The organism is Plesiomonas sp. ISS29, from assembly GCF_056522795.1.
In genome coordinates, this window is record NZ_JAWRZQ010000001.1 from 2,520,412 (window position 1) to 2,544,012 (window position 23,601).

Below are 23,601 nucleotides of genomic sequence, written 5' to 3' on the forward strand. Positions count from 1 at the left end.
TATTGGGTAAAGGCTTGCAGTCATTTTCTAAACAAAAAAGCCCACAAGCATTAATCACTTATGGGCTTTCTCTAAGCACAAATAAACATAATCAAATAGTTGTGCGGTAAGTGCACATTACGTTTTTATCCACCCAGTGAATCTAAACGCGATTTTGCCATCTTTGCTGATGAAGATGTGGGGTAAGATTTAACGATCTGCTGGAACAGTGTTTTTGCCGCAGCCGTATCACCTTTTTCTTGTGCGATAACCCCTAGCTTAAGCATCGCATCAGCACGCTTAGGTGATTTAGGGTAATCTTTAACTACCGTAGCAAATTGCTGTAGTGCTTCATCTTTACGCTTCTGGTTAAACAATAACTGCCCTAACCAGTAATGTGCATTCGGGCGATAAACCGATTTTGGGTATTGGCTGATAAACGCCTGAAATGCAGTGATCGCTTTATCATACTGCTTATCACGCAGAACCAACTGCACTGCCGCATCATAAGCCTGATTTTCAGTGGCATTATCACTAACAACGGTATCAGTTTTTGCTGTTTCAGCACTGGTCGAGGTAGCGCCTGCCGGTGCAGAATTTGCACCTGAAACGGATGCCGAGGCCGCTGACTTTGCCTGAGCAGAAACATTATCAAGCTCTTGATAGAGTTGACGCTGACGCTCAATGGCTTGATTTAATTGATATTCACTGCGCTCAACAGAACCACGTAATTGATCCATTTCGCCTTGCAGAGACATCAACTGCTGCTGTGTATCTGTCAGTAACTGGTTACGCGCTTCCATAGTGCGTTCGAGGCGAGTAACCCGATCTTCTAGAGATCCGGTTCCCGCCTCGTAGACTGGAGCTTGCGCTGTAGCCGTGTTTGACACGGCTACAAGTACCAGTAACGACAGACTCGCAAGCGATCTGTAGTTACGGTTCATGCAATATCCTTATTAGTAAACCAGCACTGCGCGACGGTTTTTCGCGTATGCATCTTCAGTGTGGCCCAGAACTGCTGGCTTCTCTTTACCGTAAGAAACGATAGAAACTTGCTCAACATTCACACCACGACCTTGCAGATACATTTTAACTGCGCTAGCACGACGCTCGCCCAGTGCAATGTTGTACTCAGGTGTACCGCGCTCATCCGCATGGCCTTCAACAACCACTTTGTAAGATGGGTTATCACGCAGGAAAGTTGCGTGTGCATCAAGCATTTGAGCGAACTCTGGCTGAATATCGTACTTATCGAAGCCGAAGTAAACGATGTTATTCTGCTGAAGTTCTTGCATCATCATACGTGCTTGTTCTTCTGCAGACATGCTGCCGTTACCCGCACCGTTGTTTTCAGATGTGATTACTTGATCAGCATTATCATTGCTTTTATTTGAGCTACATGCAGCAACAGCCATTACAGGCAGAACTAACATCAATCCCTTCAACACTTTATTCAGTTGCATTTATTATATCCTTTAATTTAATTATCTTTGCTTCATCACAGATACGGCGACCAGGCGGGGAATTTGACCTGCCCATCAGTTGCCGGAACACGCGCTTTGAAACGTCCATCCGTTGACACTAAATTCAATACTCTGCCTAGGCCTTGTGTTGCGCCATAAATAAGCATGGTACCGTTAGGAGAAACGCTCGGAGTTTCATCAAGAAATGTATTGGTCAGAACTTCAACAGCTCCGGTATCCAGATCTTGTTTTGCGATATTTTGCCCTTTCCCTGCGGAACTCACCATATACAGTGCTTTTCCATCAGGAGATATTTCGCCATTTTGATTCTGAGCGCCTTCCCAAGTCAAGCGCTCAACAGCACCTGATCCCAAATTTAATTTATAAATTTGTGGGCGACCACCACGGTCAGAGGTAAAGGCAATTGACTGGCTATCCGGATACCAAGATGGCTCAGTATCATTAAAGCGGCCTTCAGTAACTCGGCGGATCTGGCCCGATGCTACATCCATAACATACAGCTTCAAACTGCCATCTTTTGACAGCGCAAATGCCATCTTAGAGCCATCTGGCGAGAATGATGGCGCACCGTTATGACGCGGGAACGAGGTTAATACTTTACGCTGAGATGTGCTTAAATCTTGCAGCATCAGCTGAGAACGACGGTTCTCAAAGGTAACGTATGCCAGTTTACGCCCATCTTTGGTCCACGCAGGAGACATAATCGGTTCTGGTGAACGGTGCACAACAAACTGGTTAAAACCATCGTAGTCAGAAACACGCAGTTCATACGGATAGCGGCCACCGTTAGTTTGTACTACGTATGCAATACGTGTTCTGAACGCGCCTTTAATACCGGTTAAACGCTCAAACACCATATCACTGACGGTATGCGAGGCATAACGTACCCACTGTTTGGTTACGCGATATTGATTGCTTTCAAGCACAGTACCGGGCGAGCCAGCTGTATCAACCAGTTGATATGAAATCAGATAGTTTCCATCCGCCCCAGCCTGAATTTGGCCAATCACAATGGCATCAATACCCATTGCTGACCACAGTGCCGGATTTACTTCCGATGCACTGCTCGGCTGTTGAGGCATACGTGCTGGCGGAATGGGGTTGAATTTACCGCTGTTTCGTAAATCAGCCGCGACAATTTCAGCAACGTTATCCGGTGGATTACCACTGCCTGTCCACTTAAACGGTACAACTGCAATCGGGCGTGCAGTATCTACGCCTTGATCAATGACAATGCGAACTTCTGCACTGGCTACCGCAGTAACCAGCATCATCAGCCCAGCAAACAATTTTAAGACCGGTTTCATTATCTCTCCTAGTTCAAAACCCGTACTGCAATATTAGAATTTAAACTCAGAATTTAAACTCTAAGACTGCATTCTTAAACTTATTGTATACAGCATCAGACGGCGGTTGCGGTAACTTTTGCGTTATCTTAATCGCACGTTCAGCTGCTTGGCACAATGCCGGATCACCCCCGACAACTGATGAGCTTAGAATCAGGCCATCAGGTGCAAAATTAATCTTCACACTACAGGTTTTACCACGGTATAAACTGGTGTCATACATGTTACGGCTTACCGCTTGTTTAATTAAGCCGCCGTATTTATCACCATCTGGGCCGGGTGCACCCGCTTTACCAGACCCTGCCGCCTGACCACCGGAAGCAGCACTGCCTCCGCCACTATCATCTTGTGTCAAACCATTGAGCACATCATTTAATGCCGCTTCGCTGTTCGCAGCCTCTTTAGCTGCCGCAGCTTTGGCTGCATCGGCTTTTTTCTTCGCATCAGCATCGGCTTTCTTTTTTGCATCGGCAGCCGCTTGCTTTTTCGCTTCTGCCGCGGCTTTTTCAGCAGCAGCTTTTTCGGTGGCTACTTTTTCTGCGGCAGCCGCTTCTGCTTTTTTCTTGGCATCGGCTTCGGCTTTACGTTTTGCATCCACCTCAGCCCGTTGCTTCGCTTCTGCATCAGCCTTAGTTTTTGCTGCTAATGCGTCTGCTTCAGCCTGTTTTTTCGCATCTTCAGCCTTTTTCTGAGCTAGCTCAGCTTTTTTCTTGGCCTCTTCGGCCTGTTTTCTGACCGTTTCAGCTTTCTGAGCTTCTTCTTGTGCTTGTTTCTTTTGCGCTTCAGCTTGCTGACGTGTTTCTTCTGTCTGCTTAGCAACTTCCTGTGCTTTTAAACGCTCTTTTTCAAGTTCACGTAAGCGTTCTTCTTCAGCTTGTTGTTTTTGCTCAAGTTCTTCTTTTTTCTGTTGTTGTTTTCGTTTGCGCTCATTTTCAGCTTTACGTGAGTCATCGTTTTGCTGTTGTAAACGCTTATACTGTTGTGCTACTGCACCCGGATCAACCATGACTGCATCAATTGCTCCGCCGCCCCCACCGCCACCAGCGGGGATCTCCTGATACATAGAACCAAATATCAGCAGAGCAATCACCAGTACATGCAAGATAACGGAGACAACAACCGATTTTGTCAGTTTGTTTTTGTTGTTGTTATCCATCAATACAACATTCTCTATTTATATCGGGTTAGTCATAAGGCCAACGGATGTCACGCCAGCTTCATGCAGTAAGTTCAGAGCTTTGATGACCTCTTCATAAGGAACATCTTTTGCCCCTCCTACTAAGAAAGTCGTTTTCTGATCGCCTTGCCCGACGTTTAAACGGGCATTTTGCATAACTTGATCTGCACTGAGATTTTCATCACGCTTACCATCAATAGACATGGAGTATTGATCAACGCCTGACACTTCCAAAATCACCGGAGGACGATCATCTTTCGTCTCGACTGCGCTCGACTCGGCAGAGTCAGGCAGATCAACTTGTACGCTTTGGCTGATGATTGGAGCCGTTGCCATAAAAATGAGCAGCAACACCAACAACACATCCAAAAACGGAACGATGTTGATCTCTGATTTTGTTTCGTGGCGTCTACGCCGTGTATAGGCCATGTTGAACGCTCCTCACTTACTGCTTTGCTGCGTCGGCAGCAAAGGCTTGCCGGTGCAAAATAGCGGTAAATTCTTCGGTGAAATTACCGTAGTTCTGCTCAAGTTTAGAGACGTGCAAATTTAACCGGTTATATGCCATAACTGCGGGTATCGCCGCAAACAAACCAATGGCTGTTGCAATCAGGGCTTCTGCAATACCCGGGGCAACCATTTGCAAGGTGGCCTGTTTTACCGCACCCAGTGCGATAAAGGCGTGCATGATCCCCCACACAGTACCAAATAGGCCAATATACGGGCTGATAGAGGCCACGGTTCCCAAAAAAGGAATGTTGTTCTCTAAGCTTTCGAGCTCACGGTTCATCGAGATCCGCATAGCACGTGATGCCCCCTCAAGCACGGCTTCCGGCGCATGGCCATTGGCACGGTGTAAACGGGCAAACTCTTTGAACCCGGAGTAAAAAATTTGTTCTGTTCCGCCTAATTCATCGCGGCGGGTTGAGCTTTCTTGGTACAGGCGCGCTAAATCAATACCAGACCAAAAACGGTCTTCAAAGGCATCCGCAGCACGGGTAGCCGCATTCAATATGCGTGAGCGTTGAATAATAATTGCCCAAGAGGTGATGGAAAAACCGATTAAGATCATCATGACGATCTTAACCATAAAACTTGCCTTTAAGAAAAGGTCTAACAGGTTCATTTCAGCAGACACTGGTAAACTCCGCGACTAACACAGCTGGAAGTGCAACAGGTTTCATTTTTGACGGATCTATACATGCAACCAATACCTCGGCTGATGATAATAACCGCCCATCCTGATGAATAATTCGTTGATTAAATGTTATGGATGCCCCACGCACTGTGACAATTTCTGTCTCGACAGTGAGGAGATCATCAAGGCGTGCCGGTAAACGGTAATCAACGACGATACGACGCACGGCAAAGGCAATATTGCCTTGCAGTAACGCGTGCTGCTCGAATCCACTACTGCGTAGCAATTCGGTTCGCGCACGTTCAAAAAAGGCGACATAACGTGCGTGGTAGACGACCCCTCCTGCATCCGTGTCTTCATAGTAAACGCGAACGGGCCATTGATAGATCTTACTGCTCACCTGACATTCCAATGTTTGGGCTTGTACAAAGCCTTACTATACTCAAGTGTCTGGTTATTGGGAATAATCTGCAGTGGTTTACGGTGATTTATTTATATGTTGCAGTAAATTACATCATCCGTTCACAAATCATATTCATCTATTTGTGTATATTTTCCGATACGGTTAAGTTTAAATATGCAGATATCTTTACCTATTCAGCAAGTTATGTTCATCCCTCTGTCAAGATCTCTTAGAATAAATACCGAGCAACCGCACATTCTGGCTCGATCTTTGAAGGTGTAAACGGTATTCTGCCCACCTATTTATGTGTAATCAGAGATGTACCATGACAAAGAAACTATATGTAGTGTTAGCGCTGCTGCTGACCGGCTTTCTTGGCGCATGCAGTCAACTGACGCAGTACTCATTAAGCGAACAGCAGGTTAATGAGTATTTGCAGCAAAAAGTTGAGTTTCAAAAGCAGCTAGGATTGCCCGGTGTCTTTGAGGCGCACATTACGCTGAAGGATATGACGGCTAAAATTGGCCGCGCAGAACCAAATCAGGTTATTTTAAATGGCATTGCTGATCTGAATTTAGATACGTTGGTGGGTAAAGATCACGCAACCATTAATTTATCACTGGCTGCTCGCCCCTATTTTGATCATGATACCGGCTCTATCTATTTGCGCGATATGCAGCTGTTAAGTACAACAGTCACGCCTGAATCTATGGATAAGAGCACAAAGGTTTTGCTGCCGTATCTGAAAAATTCATTACAGTTGTTCTTTAATCAAACACCGGTCTATGTGCTTGATTCAAACCGGAGCAAGGAAGAGGCATTGGTGCGTCAGCTAGCGAAGGGTATTGAAATTAAACCGGGTAAGATTGTTATTCCACTGTCGGAATAATCTGGCAACCGATGTTGACTTGCCGATGTGTTATCGTGAGTAATAACAAGCAAAATAATAGCGAGATCTGTACTCGGTAACCGAGAATACAGACCCCGCTTTTGCTTTTTATCCGTATTGCAATGCTATTTAGCATACGGTTTATTGCTTAATTCAGTGCTGATCCGGTGTTTATTCAGTGTCAGTTATATCACTTTGCTGCTGCTCTAATTGTTCGACCAGCTCATCAGCCATGGCAGAGAGGGCTTCGCGAGTCAGCACAGCAAGGCCGCGGTAAAAACCACTGGTCGCATGTGTTTCGATTTGGCCAAGTATTTTGGCTGCTGTCGGCAGTAGGTAGTGCTGAAACAACTGCTCTTGTGCAGTAACTTCATCTTCTGCGCTGTGATCTTCAATCCAAGATGCGGTTAACAGCATCAAACCAAAATGCCCGCGTAATGCTACATCTCCGGCAGCGGCTGGCATGCCGACTTGTTTCTGGAATGCCGGAAACGCTGTGCTGTCAATGCCGTAATCAGCGGCAAATAACGATACACTGCCCTCTGCGGCAAACAGGTGCTGATAGTCACCACTGAGCGTGGCTACATCCTGCTTCATTCGCAACTGTTTCATGGCAAACTCACTGTTATCACTTAATACCAGTGGCCACATTTCGTTGAGTGCACCCTGTTCGATCATGGCCAGTACCGGCGGCATAACAGCGTCATCCGGCTGACGGTAGAACAGTGTGCCGAACAGGCGGCAAAGTGTGGAGAAGGTATTCATTAGGGTATCCCGCAGCAAACTATAAAGGTGTGGAGTTTACGCATTTACAGCCTGTTGTGCATCTTGATCGCCGTGAGCAAAGTGCTGATGTTGTAAAAAATGGTCAACTTGCTCGATCACATCCCACTGATAAATCATGTTGGTGTGCGTAACGGCAATATCAATATGATCAGCTGAGCCTTCTATTTTCGCTTCACGAACCAAGACTAACCCATCATTGGGTTCGTTATCCCACTGCCAAAACAGCAGAGGCCGCATGCCAATAGCGGTTGTTCCAGCCACCGTACCAAGCGGAATATCAACCGACCATGTTTCCGGTAAATCGGTTTGCAACAGCCCGTGTTCGCAGGAATTGCCCATCATCCACCCCAAACCCAGTTGTTGCAGACGGGCTGCGGTGCTGGCACGCTGATGCGGAGTGCCGAGCGTAATGACACTGTCTATTACCGCCTGTTTCGCAGGAGTATGCTGTTGAGAGGATAGACAATAGTACTGGTGCAAATAATAACGAATAATCAACCCGCCTAAACTGTGCCCGACCAAATGTATCGGTTGATGCGGGTGCTGACTAATCAATGTATCGAGTGCGGTGTAAATCTCATCTAACTGAATATTGACCGAGTTATAGGTTAATATTTCAGTCTGCCAACCCAGATGATGCAACCTGTCGGTGAACGGTTGCATCATGACACCATTCATAAACAGGCCATGCAGTACAATGATAACACCCTCTCGCATGGCTGCCCCCTATGCCCTTTTTGTTTGCCTATATTGCCCGCGTATATGCTGATGATCTCTATTTTCAGTGTAACGGATTCTGTGCTGAATAAGCGTCGGGCTGATCGTATTTTAGGCATAAGATGCTTCATATCTGTTTGGTACACCGTTATATCGGTGCGGTGCACAACTGACTAAGTAACAGTGCGCTGCTAGTTTCCGGTGTGACGGCCGTAAAAGGGGCTGCCTCATAACTGGCCATAATAAAACGTTGGCCGTTATCTTGAATGGCAACAATATTATCGGTGGCACTCTGTTGCGCCGCGCAGTTAATCCTGACTTTGCTGTGCTGGCCCACCAAGGACAGTGCCCCTGCAGCAACCGGATTAGTATAATCAACGCGCATCTCTGCGTAGGTTATCCCTTTTTCATCGGTTGTTACGGCTTGTGTGTCTAAATAGACCTGCCCTTGCGGTATGTTACCAAGCCGTTGCCAGTCAGACTCTGCGGCCTGTACGGTCAGTGCAGTTAATGAAGCAACCAGTGCCAGCGTGTGAAGAAATACAGGGTGAGCGAGGGTAGTTATCATCGTAAGATCCTCTGTGTATGTGAATGCAGGTAAGGTTGGATTTCCCTTCAATTAATGGCTTTAGTGATCTTTTCCCTCATCCCTGAATATTCGTTCTTAAGGTCTTAAGGCTTTTTGAGTAACTGTATTGATGGCCGCTGTAATAAACGTAGGCAGTAATTGGGGATATACGCCAATAATTCGTGACGCGAATCACCGTTTATGCTGTAAACCGATTCAGCCGCGCGGCATAATGGGGAAATTGAAGGAGTGAACGAATGACAAAATATATTGGTGCACATGTCAGTGCCGCAGGTGGTGTTGATCAGGCGGTATGGCGGGCAAAAGAGCTAAATGCAACGGCATTTGCGCTGTTTACTAAAAATCAGCGCCAGTGGGCTGCCGCACCATTAACCCCTGCAATAATTGATGCGTTTAAACAGGCGTGCGAACAGACCGGTTTTAAGCCCGAGCAAATTTTACCACACGATAGTTATCTGATTAATTTGGGCCACCCAGAAGAAGAAGCTCTGGAAAAATCACGCGCCGCTTTTTTAGATGAGATGCAGCGCTGTGAGCAACTGGGGCTGACCTTGCTCAATTTTCACCCTGGTAGCCACCTGAATAAAATCAGTGAAACTGAAAGTCTGGCAAAAGTGGCTGAGTCTATCAATATTGCACTGGATAAGACCTCGCACGTAACGGCGGTGATTGAGAATACGGCCGGACAAGGTTCTAATTTGGGCTGGAAGTTTGAACATTTAGCCGAAATTATTGCGCAAGTTGAAGATAAGAGCCGCGTGGGTGTTTGTATTGATACTTGCCACACGTTTGCCGCCGGTTATGACTTGAGCAGTTTTGATGCTTGCGCCAAAACGTTTGCCGAGTTTGATGCGGTTGTCGGGTTTAACTATTTGCGCGGTATGCATATTAATGACGCAAAAAGTACGCTGGGCAGCCGTGTTGACCGCCACCACAGTTTGGGTGAAGGTAATATTGGCCATGCTGCGTTTGAGTTTATTATGCGCGATCCGCGTTTTAACCGTATTCCTCTGGTCCTTGAAACGGTAGATATGAGTATCTGGCCGCAAGAGATTGCTTGGTTGCAATCTTTGGCGAATAGCGCACAGTGAATCGGCGTGTAAAATAAGTAGAAACACAAGCTGCATACCCTATTAGGGTATGCAGTTATGCATTAATTGCTTAGTAATCAACCTGTTGAACCAGTGCTGAAAGATAGGCATCTGAGAGTTGGTTGATTCGCACTTTCTCTTCAATATCGTGTGCACTGTAAAACTTGCTGTTATACACCACCACCACACTGCGATCACCCAAACGTAAAAAATGGGTTTCACCAAATTCGGTATAACGGGTTGCCCCAATGCTGATCAGTGCTTGTGCCGGATAACCGGCCTGTTTGAGCAGCGCCGCAATGTTTTCAGCCGGGCCTTGATCTTGCTGAAAATTCATCTGGTTTATTAGCCAATCAAGTAAGCGATGGTGAAAATAGCTATACTCGACCACCGAGCTATCAATGCCATACGCATGCACCTGACCATCGCGCACCAGATAACAGGCGATACGGTAATCATCCATCACCCCACCTTTGGCGAAGGTGTCAATATCCAGCAATGTAGCGGAAACCCCTTTGCTGCACGCGCCCCAGTTCTTTTTTTCACTGATTTTTTTTGCATTCGGGCGACGGATTGAACAATCGTTGTAGGCAGCAAACTGGCGCGGAGTAAGCCCAACCACCTGCCCATTCTGGTAGTGAATATCGCACACTATGGCAACTTCCGGTTCAATTTGCAGGTTGTCGGCATCCGCCGGTGGAACGATATGATCAGAAGATAACGGGTAGGTATGCAGAAAATGTGGTGCACTCTCTGCCGTGCAGGTATTCGGCACATAAAATGGGAAGATGGCTTTCGGGGCGACCGCATCAGACACCGCCACTGCAACGAAGTCTTTCGCTTCTCCCGCCTGCTCAAGGTGTCCGGCAAAATTACCGGCAACGCCCAACCCGATCATATGCTGAAAATTCATATCCGCTTCTCTTTGAGTCAATGTGTAAACCGTAAACCGCCATTATATCGGAAAGATGTACTCTGCATCCGCGCGCGGTATCAAAGTTGTGCACATTTTGTAAGTGGCAATAACGGGAATGGCCGTATGGCGGGTTTTGCCTGTGTTTCAGGAATCGCATGAGTCAGTATATACTTTCCCGCAGTTATCCTTTTATAGCGGTTTATGTTGTTACCCATGGCTTTTACTCTGCGCCCATACCAGCAAGAGGCCGTTGATGCGGCCATTCACTACTTTCGGCAGCATACCAGTCCGGCGGTGATTGTTTTGCCCACCGGCGCAGGAAAAAGCCTGGTGATTGCTGAGCTAGCGCGTAAAGCGCGTGGGCGTGTGTTGGTACTTGCTCACGTTAAAGAGTTGGTTGAGCAAAACCATGCTAAATACTGCGCATACGCGCTAGATGCAGATATTTTTTCGGCAGGATTACAGCAAAAGCAGAGCCAAGGTAAAGTGGTGTTCGGCAGTGTACAGTCTGTTGCCCGTAATCTGGCCGCATTTGAAGAGGCGTTTTCACTGCTGATTATTGATGAATGTCATCGAATCAGTGATAGTGAGGACTCACAATATCAGCAGGTGATCCGCCATTTGAAACAGCACCAGCCCAATGTGCGAATTCTTGGATTAACCGCCACGCCATACCGTTTGGGAAAGGGGTGGATCTACCGCTATCACTACCACGGAATGACCCGCGCCGATGCGCAGCAAAACCCGATGTTTCGTGATTGTATTTATGAGTTACCGCTGCGATATATGATTAAGCACCGCTATCTGACTCCACCTAACCGGCTCGATATGCCGGTAGTGCAGTATGATTTCAGTCAGTTGCAGGCTAACCAAATGGGGCTATTTTCTGAACGAGACATCAACCTCAGTCTGCAACAGCAGCAACGTATCACCCCGCATATCGTCAGCCAAATTATTGAATACGCACAAAAACGCCAAGGTGTAATGATTTTTGCGGCAACAGTCGAGCATGCCAAAGAGGTGTACGGATTATTACCCGAAGGACAAGCCGCGCTAATTACCGGAGAAACCCCTGCAAGTGAGCGGCAACGCCTGATCAGTGCATTTAAACAACAAACGTTACGCTATCTAGTCAATGTTTCTGTATTAACCACCGGGTTTGATGCCCCACACATTGATTTAATTGCTATTTTACGCCCTACCGAATCAGTTAGTTTATATCAACAAATTGTCGGGCGCGGTTTACGCCTTGCACAAGGAAAAACCGACTGTTTAATCCTTGATTATGCCGGTAACCCGCATGATCTGTTTACGCCAGAAGTGGGTAGTCGCAAACCGGCTACCGACAGTCAGCCGGTACAGGTGTTTTGCCCAGCCTGTGGTTTTGCCAACCAGTTTTGGGGGAAAACCGACACACAAGGCACGGTGATTGAACATTTTGGCCGCCGTTGTCAAGGCTGGTTTGAGCATGTTTCAGACGGAAAAAACCATGAGCGTGAACAGTGCGATTACCGTTTTCGCTTTAAGGTCTGCCCGCACTGCGGCGCAGAAAATGATATTGCTGCCCGCCGCTGTCATCAATGCGATCAAGTCTTGGTTGACCCTGATGACATGCTCAAAGCAGCACTTAATTTGAAAGATGCACGGGTGTTACGCTGCAGTGGCATGTTGCTGCAAGAGGGGCGTGATAGCAAAGGGGAATGGCTCAGTATCACCTATTTTGATGAAGATGGTGATGGTGAAGAAGGTATAGAAATCAAAGAGCGCTTTTATCTTGAGACGGCAGCACAAAAGCAGGTATTTATATTAAAATTTTTGCGGGTACATCAACGTGCACCGGGTGTTCCCTTTATCTGGAACAATGCAGCTAACGTTATTGCTCAGCAATCTTGCTTGCGCGCCCCCGATTTTGTAGTAGCACGCTTACAAGGTAAATACCTAAAAATTCGTGAAAAAGTTTTTGATTATCAGGGCCGTTTTCGTAAAGCGTATGAATTACGCGGATAACAGCCCTTCTTAGCACAATAAACCGGCTAAGCCAAACTGTGATAAACAGAATTGGTTTGCGATTAAGGCCGATTTTCGTTAAAATCCGGCCTCGTTTTACAATGGGTTCAGTGCTGGGTCGCCTGCATTGCTGCCTTTAATTATTCTTAGTGAGAAACAATTATGTTTACTTTCAACGCTGAAGTTCGTTCCGACAAAGAGCAAGGTAAGGGTGCGAGCCGCCGCCTGCGTATTGCTAACAAAGTACCTGCTATCGTTTACGGTGGCAACAAGCCACCAGTAGCAATCGTTCTGGAACACGATCCAATCATCAACGCGCAAACTGAAGAAGCTTTCTACAACAGCGAAATGACTCTGGTTATCGCTGGTGAAGAAGTTAAAGTTAAAGTTCAGGCTATGCAGCGTCACGCGTTCAAGCCAAAAGTAACGCACATCGACTTCGTTCGCGCTTAATTTCGCGTACTTGGTTCGAAAGAAAAACGCCGCATAATGCGGCGTTTTTTGTGGGCGTTGATCGGCAATAACAGATCATCGGGTTGTTATTTTCCCGCAGATCGGCGCTGCAGCTGATCACGCAGGTTTGGTGGAGTACCCTTGATCGTAAGGGTATCGGTTGCTGCATCCCAGTAAATCCGTTCGCCAAGCAACAGAGCATCAAAACTTAGGGTGATCCCTCCGCCACTGCCGGTAAATTTAGTCAGTTGACGTAAGGTTGATCTATCTGCTGGAAAACTCTCTTCCAGTGCATAATCTTGCTGTTCAGCGAATTGATAGAAGTTCTGCTCTGCTACTTCCGGCAACACATTTGAGAGACCTTTAAGTTCTATCTCATCACCGGCTTGTAATTGTTCATTACAGTAGGCATACACTTTTTGCCGGTACTCTTGCCGCTCTTCTTTATCCAACTGCGCTTCGGCACAGTAATCATTAACCGCTTGCAATAAGCCGCGATTCTGCGCTTTGGTATCTAAGCCTTCCGCCGCGCCAAGAAAGTCCATGAAAAAATCGGACACTTTACGCCCTACCCGCCCTTTTACAAAGGTCAGATAGCGCTGGGAATCAGGATTGCTCTGCCATTCGGTAAGATCAATACGTGCAGCAATATCTAAATGTGTAATATCAAGATACTGAGTAGTACTGACATCAAGCAGTTCATTGACGCGCATACTGATACAGTTGTTGAGCTGAGTAATCAGTAAGTATTCCGAAGCCAGATAGCGATAATGGCACAGCACCACAACACCACTCTCGGCAAACGGGTATTTAGCAAGCTGATCACGCAGTTGTTCGGTTGCCATACGAGAAAAGGCGAGAAAATCTGCCGGTTCAGTCACCCAGTTTTGCAGTGTTTGTGCAAAGATACTCTCTGAATTAAACAGACCGTAGGCCTTTCCCGCTTTGGTAGAATAAACCCGATGCAGCTCTTCCATCATCTGCTCAACCGCATCATTAATCGGTAACGGTGAATCGCGTAACATAATGTCGAGTGTATTCTCATCACGCTTTACCAGCTGATGTAATGCAATATGGTTGACCTTCAGGCTCATATTGTTCTTTTATCCTCTCTGCGTCTGGCTCTTTTCTTTGATCGGGTATTGAAGCACTGCCTTTGGCTGTACGCAAGATGAGAACGCATGTACGTAAAGGCAAATGCGTTCAATCAATGCTCAACGCACAAAAATGCGGAAATCAGTGACCAGTTTAGGTATCATGTCACGCTAAAACTTCGTTATGAGCACACGCGAATGGCACAAGAATCACGTTACAGCGACGAAAAAGTCGAAAATATTCTGACTGATATGATTGAAACTCTGGAGCGTCATCAAGTTCCGGTGGATCTTTCACTGATGGTCTTAGGCAACATGGTCACTAACCTGATCAACTCCAGCATTGCACCGCAGCAACGTAAAGTGATTGCGCGCTCTTTTGCCGATGCATTGCTCTCTTCTGTGAAAGAAGAAAAACTGCAATAACAGGAGTCGCAAGAACCCGATGCTGAAAACTGGCCCGCGTTACCGTGAAAAAGTTTCCCAGATGATCACTTGGGGTCACTGGTTTGCTTTATTTAATATTCTGGCATCACTGGTGATCGGAAGCCGCTATTTTCTGGCAGCAGACTGGCCACCCACACTGCTGGGGCGTGCCTATGCATTTATCAGTTGGATTGGTCATTTCGGGTTCTTGGGCTTTGCCGCTTATCTGTTAATTCTTTTTCCACTGACATTTTTGGTGATGTCACAACGCTTATTGCGTATTGGTGCTGTAATTTTTGCAACCGTGGGGCTGACACTTCTTTTGGTTGATACCGAAGTGTATAACCAGTTCCATCTGCATTTAAGCCCGGTGGTGTGGCAGATATTGGTAAACCCTGATGACGGTGAGTTATCACGTAACTGGCAACTGCTGTTTATCGCTGTGCCGGTGATTTTCCTGGTGGAGTTGCTATTTGCAACCTGGAGCTGGCAAAAACTGCGCAGCTTAGGCCGCCGTAATTTTGACCGCTATTTTGCAATATTATTTATTTGCTGCTTTATCACATCGCACCTTGTCTATATTTGGGCTGATGCCACGCTCTATCGCCCGATTACGATGCAAAAATCTAATTTACCGCTTTATTATCCGATGACTGCAAAGCGTTTTCTTGAACGTTATGGCCTTATCAATCAGGATGAGTATCTGCGCCAGCTTAATCAGCAGGGTACACCTGATGCAGCCACCGTACACTACCCGCGAAATGATCTAACTTATGCGCCACAGACGAAGAATTATAATATATTGCTGGTTGTGATTAACGGGCTACGTGCTGATGCCATCAACAATAAAACAATGCCTGAGCTCAATCAGCAAGCGGCTTTTGCAACACGTTTTGAGAACAACTACAGTACCGGTAACAATGCTAACACCGGATTATTTGGTCTGTTTTATGGCATTTCACCTACATATTTAGACGGCATATTATCGATTCAAAAATCATCTGAATTTATTGATGCATTGCAGCATCAGGATTATCAGATGGGGCTGTTTTCAGCCAACGGTTTTTCAGCTCCGTTATATCGCCGTGCACTGTTTAATGGTTTTTATCTGCCAAAAGCACACCCGAAAAATTTGGCTATCAGCGATGCAGCCGTAACCCAGCGCTGGCAACAGTGGATTGAGCAACCTGCTCGTGGCAATAAACCTTGGTTTACTTATGTAAATTACAGTGCACCAGCCTCATTTGATAAAGGTTTTACACAACGCAGCCGTGGTGTTGAAAATCACAGTGATGAGAGTGTAGAGGCAACCAGCGGACAGGAGTTACAGCAAAAATATCAAAACAGTGTACAAAAAGTAGACCTGCAAATTAAAAAGCTGTTTGATACGCTACAACAAAAAAATCTGCTTAGTAATACGGTAGTTATTATTACCTCTGATCATGGTATGGAATTCAATGAAACCGGCCGTAATCACTGGGGCTATAATCAAAACTTTAGCCAGTATGAACTTAAAGTACCGTTGTTAGTTTACTGGCCAGATAAATTACCGAGTACGGTGGATAAGTTAACCAGTAATGCTGATGTATCTGCCACGCTGATGCAGGATGTATTGGGAGTGACAAACCCACTATCTGATTATACCCAAGGTGAGAATCTGTTTACGCCGGAGCGTAAAAATGACTGGGTATTGGCTGGTAATGCTAATCAACTGGTAATTATCAGCAGTGATCAACAGATGCATTTAGATAATCGGGGTAATTTTAGTGCTTATGATGCAAACTATAAGCCGCTACCAGAAGATAAGCCTCGCTTGACTATTTTGCTGCAAGCTCTGAAAGAGGTCAGACGTTTCATTACTGATGAAAATTAAATGATGCAGCGAGACCTCCCCATAAATATGTGATCTATCTCGCTTGTATTTATAAGGTAAATCAGTAAGATAGATATCGTTTCGGCATGTAGCGCAGCCCGGTAGCGCACTGTCATGGGGTGTCAGGGGTCGGAGGTTCGAATCCTCTCATGCCGACCAAAATCACCTATAAAAACCAGCTACTTAGGCTGGTTTTTTGCTTTTTACAATTTGCCACATGGTAGAACCACATGCAGTTTTCACTGCTAAATGCGCTGTGTGTAAAACTTAACTGAAATTTTTCATCCACCAAAAATTCACATTAAAACCTGACAATAATCCCAGTAACTTGCGACGCGTTTTCTTACTCCTGTGGCCAAAAGCATCGGCAATAATACGCTTGAGACGAGGCTCGCATGCATACTGCAGCCAACATTGCTGCTTTTATTCCCGAAAAATGACCACATTTCATCAATTTTACAAATAAGCTGAATTTGCCGATTATCCAGTGGAAGAGAGGTTACGTTTTTCGGCGAGAGTGTTTTAGTGTGCGGGTACAGCATTGATGCTAATGTTCAATGCGCGAGCTGTGTCTCGTATACCGGCATTATTCATAGTAAGATCAACAATTTGTGCCTTGATGCCCTGTTAGCAAGCTCGGTGTTCATACTCAAGTTGAATAAAAGCTTCGGCAGCATGCCTGACAGCGATAACGTTGATGATCGATGCTTCCCAGCCCATATTTTTCACCGGATTGAGTACATAGCCTGAAAGGCTCTATTTTCATCAGCACTTCCTGTATGAACAGTAATAAAATCTTGGATTTATTTATCTGCATTGTTAATCAGTTTACCAAGAGTACTATTAATATATCTAGTTGAAAGACCACCATGATTTAACTACTAACACTCTGCACCTATTACAGCTATATAACTTATACGGATAAAAAAATGATAACTATCAATAAAAAAAATCAAACACTACAAAAAAAACACTTGTAATTAAAGATGATAAAATAGACGACGATAATACTAATTTAGTATATGTTATTTTATTTATGTTACTCTGATGAACAGCAGTCTGTTTTTCTAACTCTTTTTCGAAAATATCTTCAATCATATTTTTGGGAGTATCATACTGTTGTGGTACACAGTAATTATCTTGATTAGCTACTTCCTCATAAATAAATATATATCCTTCTTTTGGAACTGTTTTAATTTCACTAGAGCTAAGATTAAATGATGACAAAGAACGTCTTAAATTAGATATAGCTTTTGTTAGGGATGTTTCACTCACGTAAACCTTACCCCAAACATAATCATGGAGATCTGTTTTATTTACAACTTGATTTTTATGATCACACAATAATTTTAAAATAGCCGCCTCTCTGCTACCCAGAGAAACCACCTCATCATTTCTTATAATCTGATTTCTTAGTGAATCAAATACGACACTATCACCTAGACTGTATACTCTTTCCATAATAAAAATAAACTCCCTTACATCTATAAAATAACTGTTGAAAACCAAAAAGAAAACAATTCACAAATAAAACTAGAACTCTTAATGAAAATGCACAGAAACTCTAACGGATAAGTAGATTAATTTTATTATAAAACTATGAAATCCCTTTTTTTTTGTTTTTTTTTATAAAAAAACCGCTTTAAAAATTGAAAACCGCAAATAAAAACAATAATAGTCACTTTTTTTCATTTATTTTCTTTGTATTGACGCAATATCGGGTTGTGTATTCAACATAGTGATTCAGATTCAATAGGCTCCGCAAATGAGCTAAGTTTTCCAATTATTCAGAGGAAGAAAGGTTACGTTTTTTGGCGAGAATTTTTTAGTGTGTGAGCAACGGTATTTATACTAATGTTCAATACGCGAGCTGTGTCTAGGATACCGACATTATTCATGACAAGATAAACAATTGCTGCGTTCATACCCTATTGGCAGTCACGGTATTAGTACTCAAGTTGAAATCGCTGATAGCGATACCATTGATGCCGAGTGCTTCCGAGCCTATGCTTTTTTCACCGGGACAGTTAGATTACAAAATAGGAATTTCACATCAAGCCTAGTCATCAGAATACGTGAACAAAATATTTTATCTAAGGGTTTATATCGAGAGGACTAAAAAAGAAATAATCATCAATTTAATTGAAATGAATGTTTTTGATGGGGAAATATGAATGCCGATACAACAGATAAAATACTTAGACAATTAAAAAAAAACGCAACAACGCAAAAAGCCCATCCTTTCGGATGGGCTTCTTACTTATTTGATGCCTGGCAGTTCCCTACTCTCGCATGGGGAGACCCCACACTACCATCGGCGCTACGGCGTTTCACTGCTGAGTTCGGCATGGGGTCAGGTGGGACCACCGCGCTATCGCCGCCAGGCAAATTCTTTTATTCTATCTGCATAACCGCCATTTCATGGCCATTACGCTAAATCTGAAAACGCACTGATAAATTCTGTTTTTGCTCTCAAAAACATCGTCTGAACTTCATCGTCCAACATAACTTTGGCGTTGTATGGTTAAGCCTCACGGGCAATTAGTACAGGTTAGCTCAACGTATCGCTACGCTTACACACCCTGCCTATCTACGTCGTAGTCTCCAACAACCCTTTAGAAGGCTCTAGGCCTCAGGGATGACTCATCTCGGGGCAAGTTTCGCGCTTAGATGCTTTCAGCGCTTATCTCTTCCGTATTTAGCTACCCGGCAATGCCACTGGCGTGACAACCGGAACACCAGAGATACGTCCACTCCGGTCCTCTCGTACTAGGAGCAGCCCCCCTCAATCATCCAACGCCCACGACAGATAGGGACCGAACTGTCTCACGACGTTCTAAACCCAGCTCGCGTACCACTTTAAATGGCGAACAGCCATACCCTTGGGACCAACTTCAGCCCCAGGATGTGATGAGCCGACATCGAGGTGCCAAACACCGCCGTCGATATGAACTCTTGGGCGGTATCAGCCTGTTATCCCCGGAGTACCTTTTATCCGTTGAGCGATGGCCCTTCCATACAGAACCACCGGATCACTATGACCTACTTTCGTATCTGCTCGACCTGTCCGTCTCGCAGTTAAGCTGGCTTATGCCATTGCACTAACCTCCTGATGTCCGACCAGGATTAGCCAACCTTCGTGCTCCTCCGTTACTCTTTAGGAGGAGACCGCCCCAGTCAAACTACCCACCAGACACTGTCCGCATCCCGGATTACGGGACCACGTTAGAACATCAAACATTAAAGGGTGGTATTTCAAGGTCGGCTCCACGCAAACTGGCGTTCACGTTTCAATGCCTCCCACCTATCCTACACATCAAGGCTCAATATTCAGTGTCAAGCTATAGTAAAGGTTCACGGGGTCTTTCCGTCTTGCCGCGGGTACACTGCATCTTCACAGCGATTTCAATTTCACTGAGTCTCGGGTGGAGACAGCCTGGCCATCATTACGCCATTCGTGCAGGTCGGAACTTACCCGACAAGGAATTTCGCTACCTTAGGACCGTTATAGTTACGGCCGCCGTTTACCGGGGCTTCGATCAAGAGCTTCGCTTGCGCTAACCCCATCAATTAACCTTCCGGCACCGGGCAGGCGTCACACCGTATACGTCCACTTTCGTGTTTGCACAGTGCTGTGTTTTTAATAAACAGTTGCAGCCAGCTGGTATCTTCGACTGACTTCAGCTCCATCCGCAAGGGACTTCACCTACCGTCAGCGTGCCTTCTCCCGAAGTTACGGCACCATTTTGCCTAGTTCCTTCACCCGAGTTCTCTCAAGCGCCTGAGTATTCTCTACCTGACCACCTGTGTCGGTTTGGGGTACGATTTCTGGTGACCTGATGCTTAGAGGCTTTTCCTGGAAGCGTAGTATCAGCTACTTCAGCACCGTAGTGCTTCGTCATCACGCCTCAGTGTTATGCAGAAAACCGGATTTACCTAGTCTTCCCACCTTCACGCTTAAACCGGGACAACCGTCGCCCGGATAGCCTAACTTTCTCCGTCCCCCCTTCGCAGTCACCACAAGTACGGGAATATTAACCCGTTTCCCATCGACTACGCTTTTCAGCCTCGCCTTAGGGGTCGACTCACCCTGCTCCGATTAACGTTGAACAGGAACCCTTGGTCTTCCGGCGGGGGAGTTTTTCACTCCCCTTATCGTTACTTATGTCAGCATTCGCACTTCTGATACGTCCAGCATGCCTCACAGCACACCTTCTACCGCTTACAGAACGCTCCCCTACCCAATAACGCCTAAACGTCATTGCCGCAGCTTCGGTGCATGGTTTAGCCCCGTTAAATCTTCCGCGCAGGCCGACTCGACTAGTGAGCTATTACGCTTTCTTTAAATGATGGCTGCTTCTAAGCCAACATCCTAGCTGTCTGAGCCTTCCCACATCGTTTCCCACTTAACCATGACTTTGGGACCTTAGCTGGCGGTCTGGGTTGTTTCCCTCTTCACGACGGACGTTAGCACCCGCCGTGTGTCTCCCGGATAGTACTCTACGGTATTCGGAGTTTGCATGGGGTTGGTAAGTCGGGATGACCCCCTAGCCCAAACAGTGCTCTACCCCCGTAGGTATTCGTCCGAGGCGCTACCTAAATAGCTTTCGGGGAGAACCAGCTATCTCCCGGTTTGATTGGCCTTTCACCCCCAGCCACAAGTCATCCGCTAATTTTTCAACATTAGTCGGTTCGGTCCTCCAGTTAGTGTTACCCAACCTTCAACCTGCCCATGGCTAGATCACCGGGTTTCGGGTCTATACCCTGCAACTAAATCGCCCAGTTAAGACTCGGTTTCCCTACGGCTCCCCTATTCGGTTAACCTTGCTACAGAATATAAGTCGCTGACCCATTATACAAAAGGTACGCAGTCACACCACGAAGGTGCTCCTACTGCTTGTACGTACACGGTTTCAGGTTCTATTTCACTCCCCTCACAGGGGTTCTTTTCGCCTTTCCCTCACGGTACTGGTTCGCTATCGGTCAGTCAGGAGTATTTAGCCTTGGAGGATGGTCCCCCCATCTTCAAACAGGATACCACGTGTCCCGTCTTACTCATCGAGCTCACAACCAGTGCACTTTCATGTACGGGGCTATCACCCTGTATCGCCGGCCTTTCCAGGCCGTTCCACTAACACACTGGCTGATGTTGACTCTGGGCTGCTCCGCGTTCGCTCGCCGCTACTAACGGAATCTCGGTTGATTTCTTTTCCTCGGGGTACTTAGATGTTTCAGTTCTCCCGGTTCGCCTCGTTAAGCTATGTATTCACTTAACGATACCTAAGTTATCTTAGGTGGGTTTCCCCATTCGGACATGGTTGGTTAATAGCGCTTCATCCCAGCTCACCAACCCTTTTCGCAGGGTAGCACGTCCTTCATCGCCTCTGACTGCCAAGGCATCCACCGTGTACGCTTAGTCACTTAACCATACAACCCAAAATTATTTCAGATTGATGAAAGTACTAAACTGGTCATATGCCAGTTTCTCAAGACGCTTGTTCTTAAGAACTTCAGTTATTTATCAGCTTGTTTCCAAATTTTTAAAGAGCTTTCTCTTCGCTTTCGCAAAGACAAACAAACAATCTGTGTGAGCACTCAGCCAAAGGCTGGTATCGCAGGTAAGGAGGTGATCCAACCGCAGGTTCCCCTACGGTTACCTTGTTACGACTTCACCCCAGTCATGAATCACAAAGTGGTAAGCGCCCCCCCGAAGGTTAAGCTACCTACTTCTTTTGCAACCCACTCCCATGGTGTGACGGGCGGTGTGTACAAGGCCCGGGAACGTATTCACCGTAGCATTCTGATCTACGATTACTAGCGATTCCGACTTCATGGAGTCGAGTTGCAGACTCCAATCCGGACTACGACATACTTTATGGGATTCGCTCACTATCGCTAGCTTGCCGCCCTTTGTATATGCCATTGTAGCACGTGTGTAGCCCTACTCGTAAGGGCCATGATGACTTGACGTCATCCCCACCTTCCTCCGGTTTATCACCGGCAGTCTCCTTTGAGTTCCCGCCATCACGCGCTGGCAACAAAGGATAAGGGTTGCGCTCGTTGCGGGACTTAACCCAACATTTCACAACACGAGCTGACGACAGCCATGCAGCACCTGTCTCACAGTTCCCGAAGGCACCAATCCATCTCTGGAAAGTTCTGTGGATGTCAAGAGTAGGTAAGGTTCTTCGCGTTGCATCGAATTAAACCACATGCTCCACCGCTTGTGCGGGCCCCCGTCAATTCATTTGAGTTTTAACCTTGCGGCCGTACTCCCCAGGCGGTCGATTTAACGCGTTAGCTCCGGAAGCCACGCCTCAAGGGCACAACCTCCAAATCGACATCGTTTACAGCGTGGACTACCAGGGTATCTAATCCTGTTTGCTCCCCACGCTTTCGCACCTGAGCGTCAGTCTTTGTCCAGGGGGCCGCCTTCGCCACCGGTATTCCTCCAGATCTCTACGCATTTCACCGCTACACCTGGAATTCTACCCCCCTCTACAAGACTCTAGCTTGCCAGTTTCAAATGCAGTTCCCACGTTGAGCGCGGGGATTTCACATCTGACTTAACAAACCGCCTGCGTGCGCTTTACGCCCAGTAATTCCGATTAACGCTTGCACCCTCCGTATTACCGCGGCTGCTGGCACGGAGTTAGCCGGTGCTTCTTCTGCGAGTAACGTCATAGTAACAGCGTATTAAGCTGCTCCCTTTCCTCCTCGCTGAAAGTGCTTTACAACCCGAAGGCCTTCTTCACACACGCGGCATGGCTGCATCAGGGTTTCCCCCATTGTGCAATATTCCCCACTGCTGCCTCCCGTAGGAGTCTGGACCGTGTCTCAGTTCCAGTGTGACTGGTCATTCTCTCAAACCAGTTAGAGATCGTCGCCTTGGTGAGCCATTACCCCACCAACTAGCTAATCCCACCTGGGTTCATCCGATAGCATGAGGTCCGAAGAGCCCCCACTTTGGTCCGTAGACGTTATGCGGTATTAGCTACAGTTTCCCGTAGTTATCCCCCTCTATCGGGCAGATCCCCAGGCATTACTCACCCGTCCGCCGCTCGTCACCCAAGAAGCAAGCTTCTTTGTGCTACCGCTCGACTTGCATGTGTTAGGCCTGCCGCCAGCGTTCAATCTGAGCCATGATCAAACTCTTCAATTTAAAGTTTGTCGCTCGAAATAACTAGCAAATAAATTGTCAGTCACTCGTTTAACTAAGTATCTTTTGGATAG

General features: G+C 46.3%; 20 protein-coding genes, 1 tRNA gene, 3 rRNA genes and 1 pseudogene. 7 read left to right on the top strand and 18 right to left on the bottom strand.

What is annotated here, in order from left to right; translation table 11 throughout:
* Positions 1-125: 125 nt before the first annotated feature.
* The 7 genes from ybgF to ybgC are packed head-to-tail and all read right to left on the bottom strand — an operon-like array spanning position 126 to position 5,524.
* Positions 126-923: a tol-pal system protein YbgF gene (ybgF, locus tag AC1HDJ_RS11255; protein ID WP_479535897.1), complete on the bottom strand. Its 798-nt coding sequence runs from the start codon at positions 921-923 to the stop codon at positions 126-128.
* A gap of 12 nt (positions 924-935) precedes the next feature.
* Positions 936-1,442 (bottom strand): peptidoglycan-associated lipoprotein Pal, encoded by a 507-nt coding sequence (gene pal, locus AC1HDJ_RS11260; protein WP_479535898.1) that lies wholly within the window; start codon positions 1,440-1,442, stop codon positions 936-938.
* A 35-nt stretch (positions 1,443-1,477) separates the two neighbouring features.
* Positions 1,478-2,770: a Tol-Pal system beta propeller repeat protein TolB gene (tolB, locus tag AC1HDJ_RS11265; RefSeq protein ID WP_479535899.1), complete on the bottom strand. Its 1,293-nt coding sequence runs from the start codon at positions 2,768-2,770 to the stop codon at positions 1,478-1,480.
* Positions 2,771-2,816: 46 nt separating this feature from the next.
* Entirely contained in the window at positions 2,817-3,965 is a 1,149-nt protein-coding gene (tolA, locus tag AC1HDJ_RS11270; protein WP_479535900.1) for a cell envelope integrity protein TolA, read from the bottom strand.
* Between the two features lie 18 nt (positions 3,966-3,983).
* Entirely contained in the window at positions 3,984-4,415 is a 432-nt protein-coding gene (gene tolR, locus AC1HDJ_RS11275; protein ID WP_438640505.1) for a colicin uptake protein TolR, read from the bottom strand.
* 16 nt (positions 4,416-4,431) lie between these two features.
* Positions 4,432-5,112 (bottom strand): Tol-Pal system protein TolQ, encoded by a 681-nt coding sequence (tolQ, locus tag AC1HDJ_RS11280; RefSeq protein WP_438621956.1) that lies wholly within the window; start codon positions 5,110-5,112, stop codon positions 4,432-4,434.
* A gap of 1 nt (position 5,113) precedes the next feature.
* Complete coding sequence (ybgC, locus tag AC1HDJ_RS11285) at positions 5,114-5,524, bottom strand: tol-pal system-associated acyl-CoA thioesterase (RefSeq protein WP_479535901.1); 411 nt, start codon at positions 5,522-5,524, stop codon at positions 5,114-5,116.
* A 328-nt stretch (positions 5,525-5,852) separates the two neighbouring features.
* On the opposite strand from ybgC, the gene AC1HDJ_RS11290 reads away from it, so the two are divergent.
* Positions 5,853-6,416, top strand: a complete 564-nt coding sequence (locus tag AC1HDJ_RS11290; protein ID WP_479535902.1) for a lipoprotein — start codon at positions 5,853-5,855, stop codon at positions 6,414-6,416.
* Between the two features lie 171 nt (positions 6,417-6,587).
* On the opposite strand, the gene AC1HDJ_RS11295 is transcribed toward AC1HDJ_RS11290, so the two are convergent.
* From AC1HDJ_RS11295 to AC1HDJ_RS11305, 3 genes are all read right to left on the bottom strand, one after another.
* Entirely contained in the window at positions 6,588-7,181 is a 594-nt protein-coding gene (locus tag AC1HDJ_RS11295) for a TorD/DmsD family molecular chaperone (protein WP_479535903.1), read from the bottom strand.
* A gap of 36 nt (positions 7,182-7,217) precedes the next feature.
* Positions 7,218-7,919, bottom strand: a complete 702-nt coding sequence (locus tag AC1HDJ_RS11300; RefSeq protein ID WP_479535904.1) for an esterase/lipase family protein — start codon at positions 7,917-7,919, stop codon at positions 7,218-7,220.
* A gap of 148 nt (positions 7,920-8,067) precedes the next feature.
* The gene (locus AC1HDJ_RS11305) at positions 8,068-8,487 is read right to left on the bottom strand and encodes a hypothetical protein (RefSeq protein WP_479535905.1); all 420 of its coding nucleotides are present in this window, start codon (positions 8,485-8,487) and stop codon (positions 8,068-8,070) included.
* Positions 8,488-8,744: 257 nt separating this feature from the next.
* On the opposite strand from AC1HDJ_RS11305, the gene nfo reads away from it, so the two are divergent.
* Entirely contained in the window at positions 8,745-9,599 is an 855-nt protein-coding gene (nfo, locus tag AC1HDJ_RS11310) for a deoxyribonuclease IV (RefSeq protein WP_479535906.1), read from the top strand.
* A 70-nt stretch (positions 9,600-9,669) separates the two neighbouring features.
* Here nfo and AC1HDJ_RS11315 read toward each other — a convergent pair whose 3' ends face one another.
* The gene (locus AC1HDJ_RS11315) at positions 9,670-10,512 is read right to left on the bottom strand and encodes a DUF5718 family protein (RefSeq protein WP_479535907.1); all 843 of its coding nucleotides are present in this window, start codon (positions 10,510-10,512) and stop codon (positions 9,670-9,672) included.
* 216 nt (positions 10,513-10,728) lie between these two features.
* On the opposite strand from AC1HDJ_RS11315, the gene radD reads away from it, so the two are divergent.
* Both radD and rplY read left to right on the top strand, forming a co-directional pair.
* Complete coding sequence (radD, locus tag AC1HDJ_RS11320) at positions 10,729-12,522, top strand: DNA repair helicase RadD (RefSeq protein ID WP_479535908.1); 1,794 nt, start codon at positions 10,729-10,731, stop codon at positions 12,520-12,522.
* Positions 12,523-12,684: 162 nt separating this feature from the next.
* Positions 12,685-12,975, top strand: a complete 291-nt coding sequence (rplY, locus tag AC1HDJ_RS11325) for a 50S ribosomal protein L25 (RefSeq protein WP_438631585.1) — start codon at positions 12,685-12,687, stop codon at positions 12,973-12,975.
* 86 nt (positions 12,976-13,061) lie between these two features.
* Here the strand turns inward: rplY and yejK are convergent, their stop codons facing one another.
* Positions 13,062-14,069: a nucleoid-associated protein YejK gene (gene yejK / locus AC1HDJ_RS11330; protein ID WP_479535909.1), complete on the bottom strand. Its 1,008-nt coding sequence runs from the start codon at positions 14,067-14,069 to the stop codon at positions 13,062-13,064.
* A gap of 198 nt (positions 14,070-14,267) precedes the next feature.
* Here yejK and AC1HDJ_RS11335 point away from each other — a divergent pair, with 198 nt between their 5' ends.
* The 3 genes from AC1HDJ_RS11335 to AC1HDJ_RS11345 all read left to right on the top strand — a co-directional run bounded on the left by AC1HDJ_RS11335 (position 14,268) and on the right by AC1HDJ_RS11345 (position 16,527).
* Complete coding sequence (locus AC1HDJ_RS11335; protein ID WP_438621942.1) at positions 14,268-14,495, top strand: YejL family protein; 228 nt, start codon at positions 14,268-14,270, stop codon at positions 14,493-14,495.
* Between the two features lie 19 nt (positions 14,496-14,514).
* Positions 14,515-16,368, top strand: a complete 1,854-nt coding sequence (locus AC1HDJ_RS11340; protein WP_479535910.1) for a DUF3413 domain-containing protein — start codon at positions 14,515-14,517, stop codon at positions 16,366-16,368.
* Between the two features lie 82 nt (positions 16,369-16,450).
* Positions 16,451-16,527, top strand: a tRNA-Pro gene (locus tag AC1HDJ_RS11345).
* Positions 16,528-16,638: 111 nt separating this feature from the next.
* Here AC1HDJ_RS11345 and AC1HDJ_RS11350 read toward each other — a convergent pair.
* The 6 genes and pseudogenes from AC1HDJ_RS11350 to AC1HDJ_RS11375 all read right to left on the bottom strand — a co-directional run.
* Positions 16,639-17,134, bottom strand: a pseudogene (locus tag AC1HDJ_RS11350) (IS1 family transposase); the annotation flags it as partial.
* A 173-nt stretch (positions 17,135-17,307) separates the two neighbouring features.
* Entirely contained in the window at positions 17,308-17,829 is a 522-nt protein-coding gene (locus AC1HDJ_RS11355) for a winged helix-turn-helix domain-containing protein (RefSeq protein WP_479535911.1), read from the bottom strand.
* A gap of 341 nt (positions 17,830-18,170) precedes the next feature.
* A complete protein-coding gene (locus AC1HDJ_RS11360) occupies positions 18,171-18,293 on the bottom strand; it encodes an IS1-like element transposase (RefSeq protein WP_479535912.1) in 123 nt (40 codons plus the stop codon).
* A gap of 344 nt (positions 18,294-18,637) precedes the next feature.
* Positions 18,638-18,753, bottom strand: a 5S ribosomal RNA gene (rrf, locus tag AC1HDJ_RS11365).
* Between the two features lie 135 nt (positions 18,754-18,888).
* Positions 18,889-21,795, bottom strand: a 23S ribosomal RNA gene (locus tag AC1HDJ_RS11370).
* Positions 21,796-21,987: 192 nt separating this feature from the next.
* A 16S ribosomal RNA gene (locus tag AC1HDJ_RS11375) occupies positions 21,988-23,530 on the bottom strand.
* The 16S, 23S and 5S rRNA genes sit together here, the layout of an rRNA operon.
* Positions 23,531-23,601: the final 71 nt, after the last annotated feature.

Coding starts and splice junctions, on each gene's coding strand:
- ybgF (WP_479535897.1), bottom strand. CDS start 923: ATGAACCGTAACTACAGATCGCTTGCGAGTCTGTCGTTACTGGTACTT.
- tolR (WP_438640505.1), bottom strand. CDS start 4,415: ATGGCCTATACACGGCGTAGACGCCACGAAACAAAATCAGAGATCAAC.
- tolA (WP_479535900.1), bottom strand. CDS start 3,965: ATGGATAACAACAACAAAAACAAACTGACAAAATCGGTTGTTGTCTCC.
- radD (WP_479535908.1), top strand. CDS start 10,729: ATGGCTTTTACTCTGCGCCCATACCAGCAAGAGGCCGTTGATGCGGCC.
- nfo (WP_479535906.1), top strand. CDS start 8,745: ATGACAAAATATATTGGTGCACATGTCAGTGCCGCAGGTGGTGTTGAT.
- AC1HDJ_RS11290 (WP_479535902.1), top strand. CDS start 5,853: ATGACAAAGAAACTATATGTAGTGTTAGCGCTGCTGCTGACCGGCTTT.
- AC1HDJ_RS11335 (WP_438621942.1), top strand. CDS start 14,268: ATGGCACAAGAATCACGTTACAGCGACGAAAAAGTCGAAAATATTCTG.
- yejK (WP_479535909.1), bottom strand. CDS start 14,069: ATGAGCCTGAAGGTCAACCATATTGCATTACATCAGCTGGTAAAGCGT.
- rplY (WP_438631585.1), top strand. CDS start 12,685: ATGTTTACTTTCAACGCTGAAGTTCGTTCCGACAAAGAGCAAGGTAAG.
- AC1HDJ_RS11340 (WP_479535910.1), top strand. CDS start 14,515: ATGCTGAAAACTGGCCCGCGTTACCGTGAAAAAGTTTCCCAGATGATC.
- AC1HDJ_RS11360 (WP_479535912.1), bottom strand. CDS start 18,293: ATGAACGCAGCAATTGTTTATCTTGTCATGAATAATGTCGGTATCCTA.
- AC1HDJ_RS11295 (WP_479535903.1), bottom strand. CDS start 7,181: ATGAATACCTTCTCCACACTTTGCCGCCTGTTCGGCACACTGTTCTAC.
- tolQ (WP_438621956.1), bottom strand. CDS start 5,112: ATGAACCTGTTAGACCTTTTCTTAAAGGCAAGTTTTATGGTTAAGATC.
- AC1HDJ_RS11305 (WP_479535905.1), bottom strand. CDS start 8,487: ATGATAACTACCCTCGCTCACCCTGTATTTCTTCACACGCTGGCACTG.
- pal (WP_479535898.1), bottom strand. CDS start 1,442: ATGCAACTGAATAAAGTGTTGAAGGGATTGATGTTAGTTCTGCCTGTA.
- tolB (WP_479535899.1), bottom strand. CDS start 2,770: ATGAAACCGGTCTTAAAATTGTTTGCTGGGCTGATGATGCTGGTTACT.
- AC1HDJ_RS11315 (WP_479535907.1), bottom strand. CDS start 10,512: ATGAATTTTCAGCATATGATCGGGTTGGGCGTTGCCGGTAATTTTGCC.
- AC1HDJ_RS11300 (WP_479535904.1), bottom strand. CDS start 7,919: ATGCGAGAGGGTGTTATCATTGTACTGCATGGCCTGTTTATGAATGGT.
- AC1HDJ_RS11355 (WP_479535911.1), bottom strand. CDS start 17,829: ATGGAAAGAGTATACAGTCTAGGTGATAGTGTCGTATTTGATTCACTA.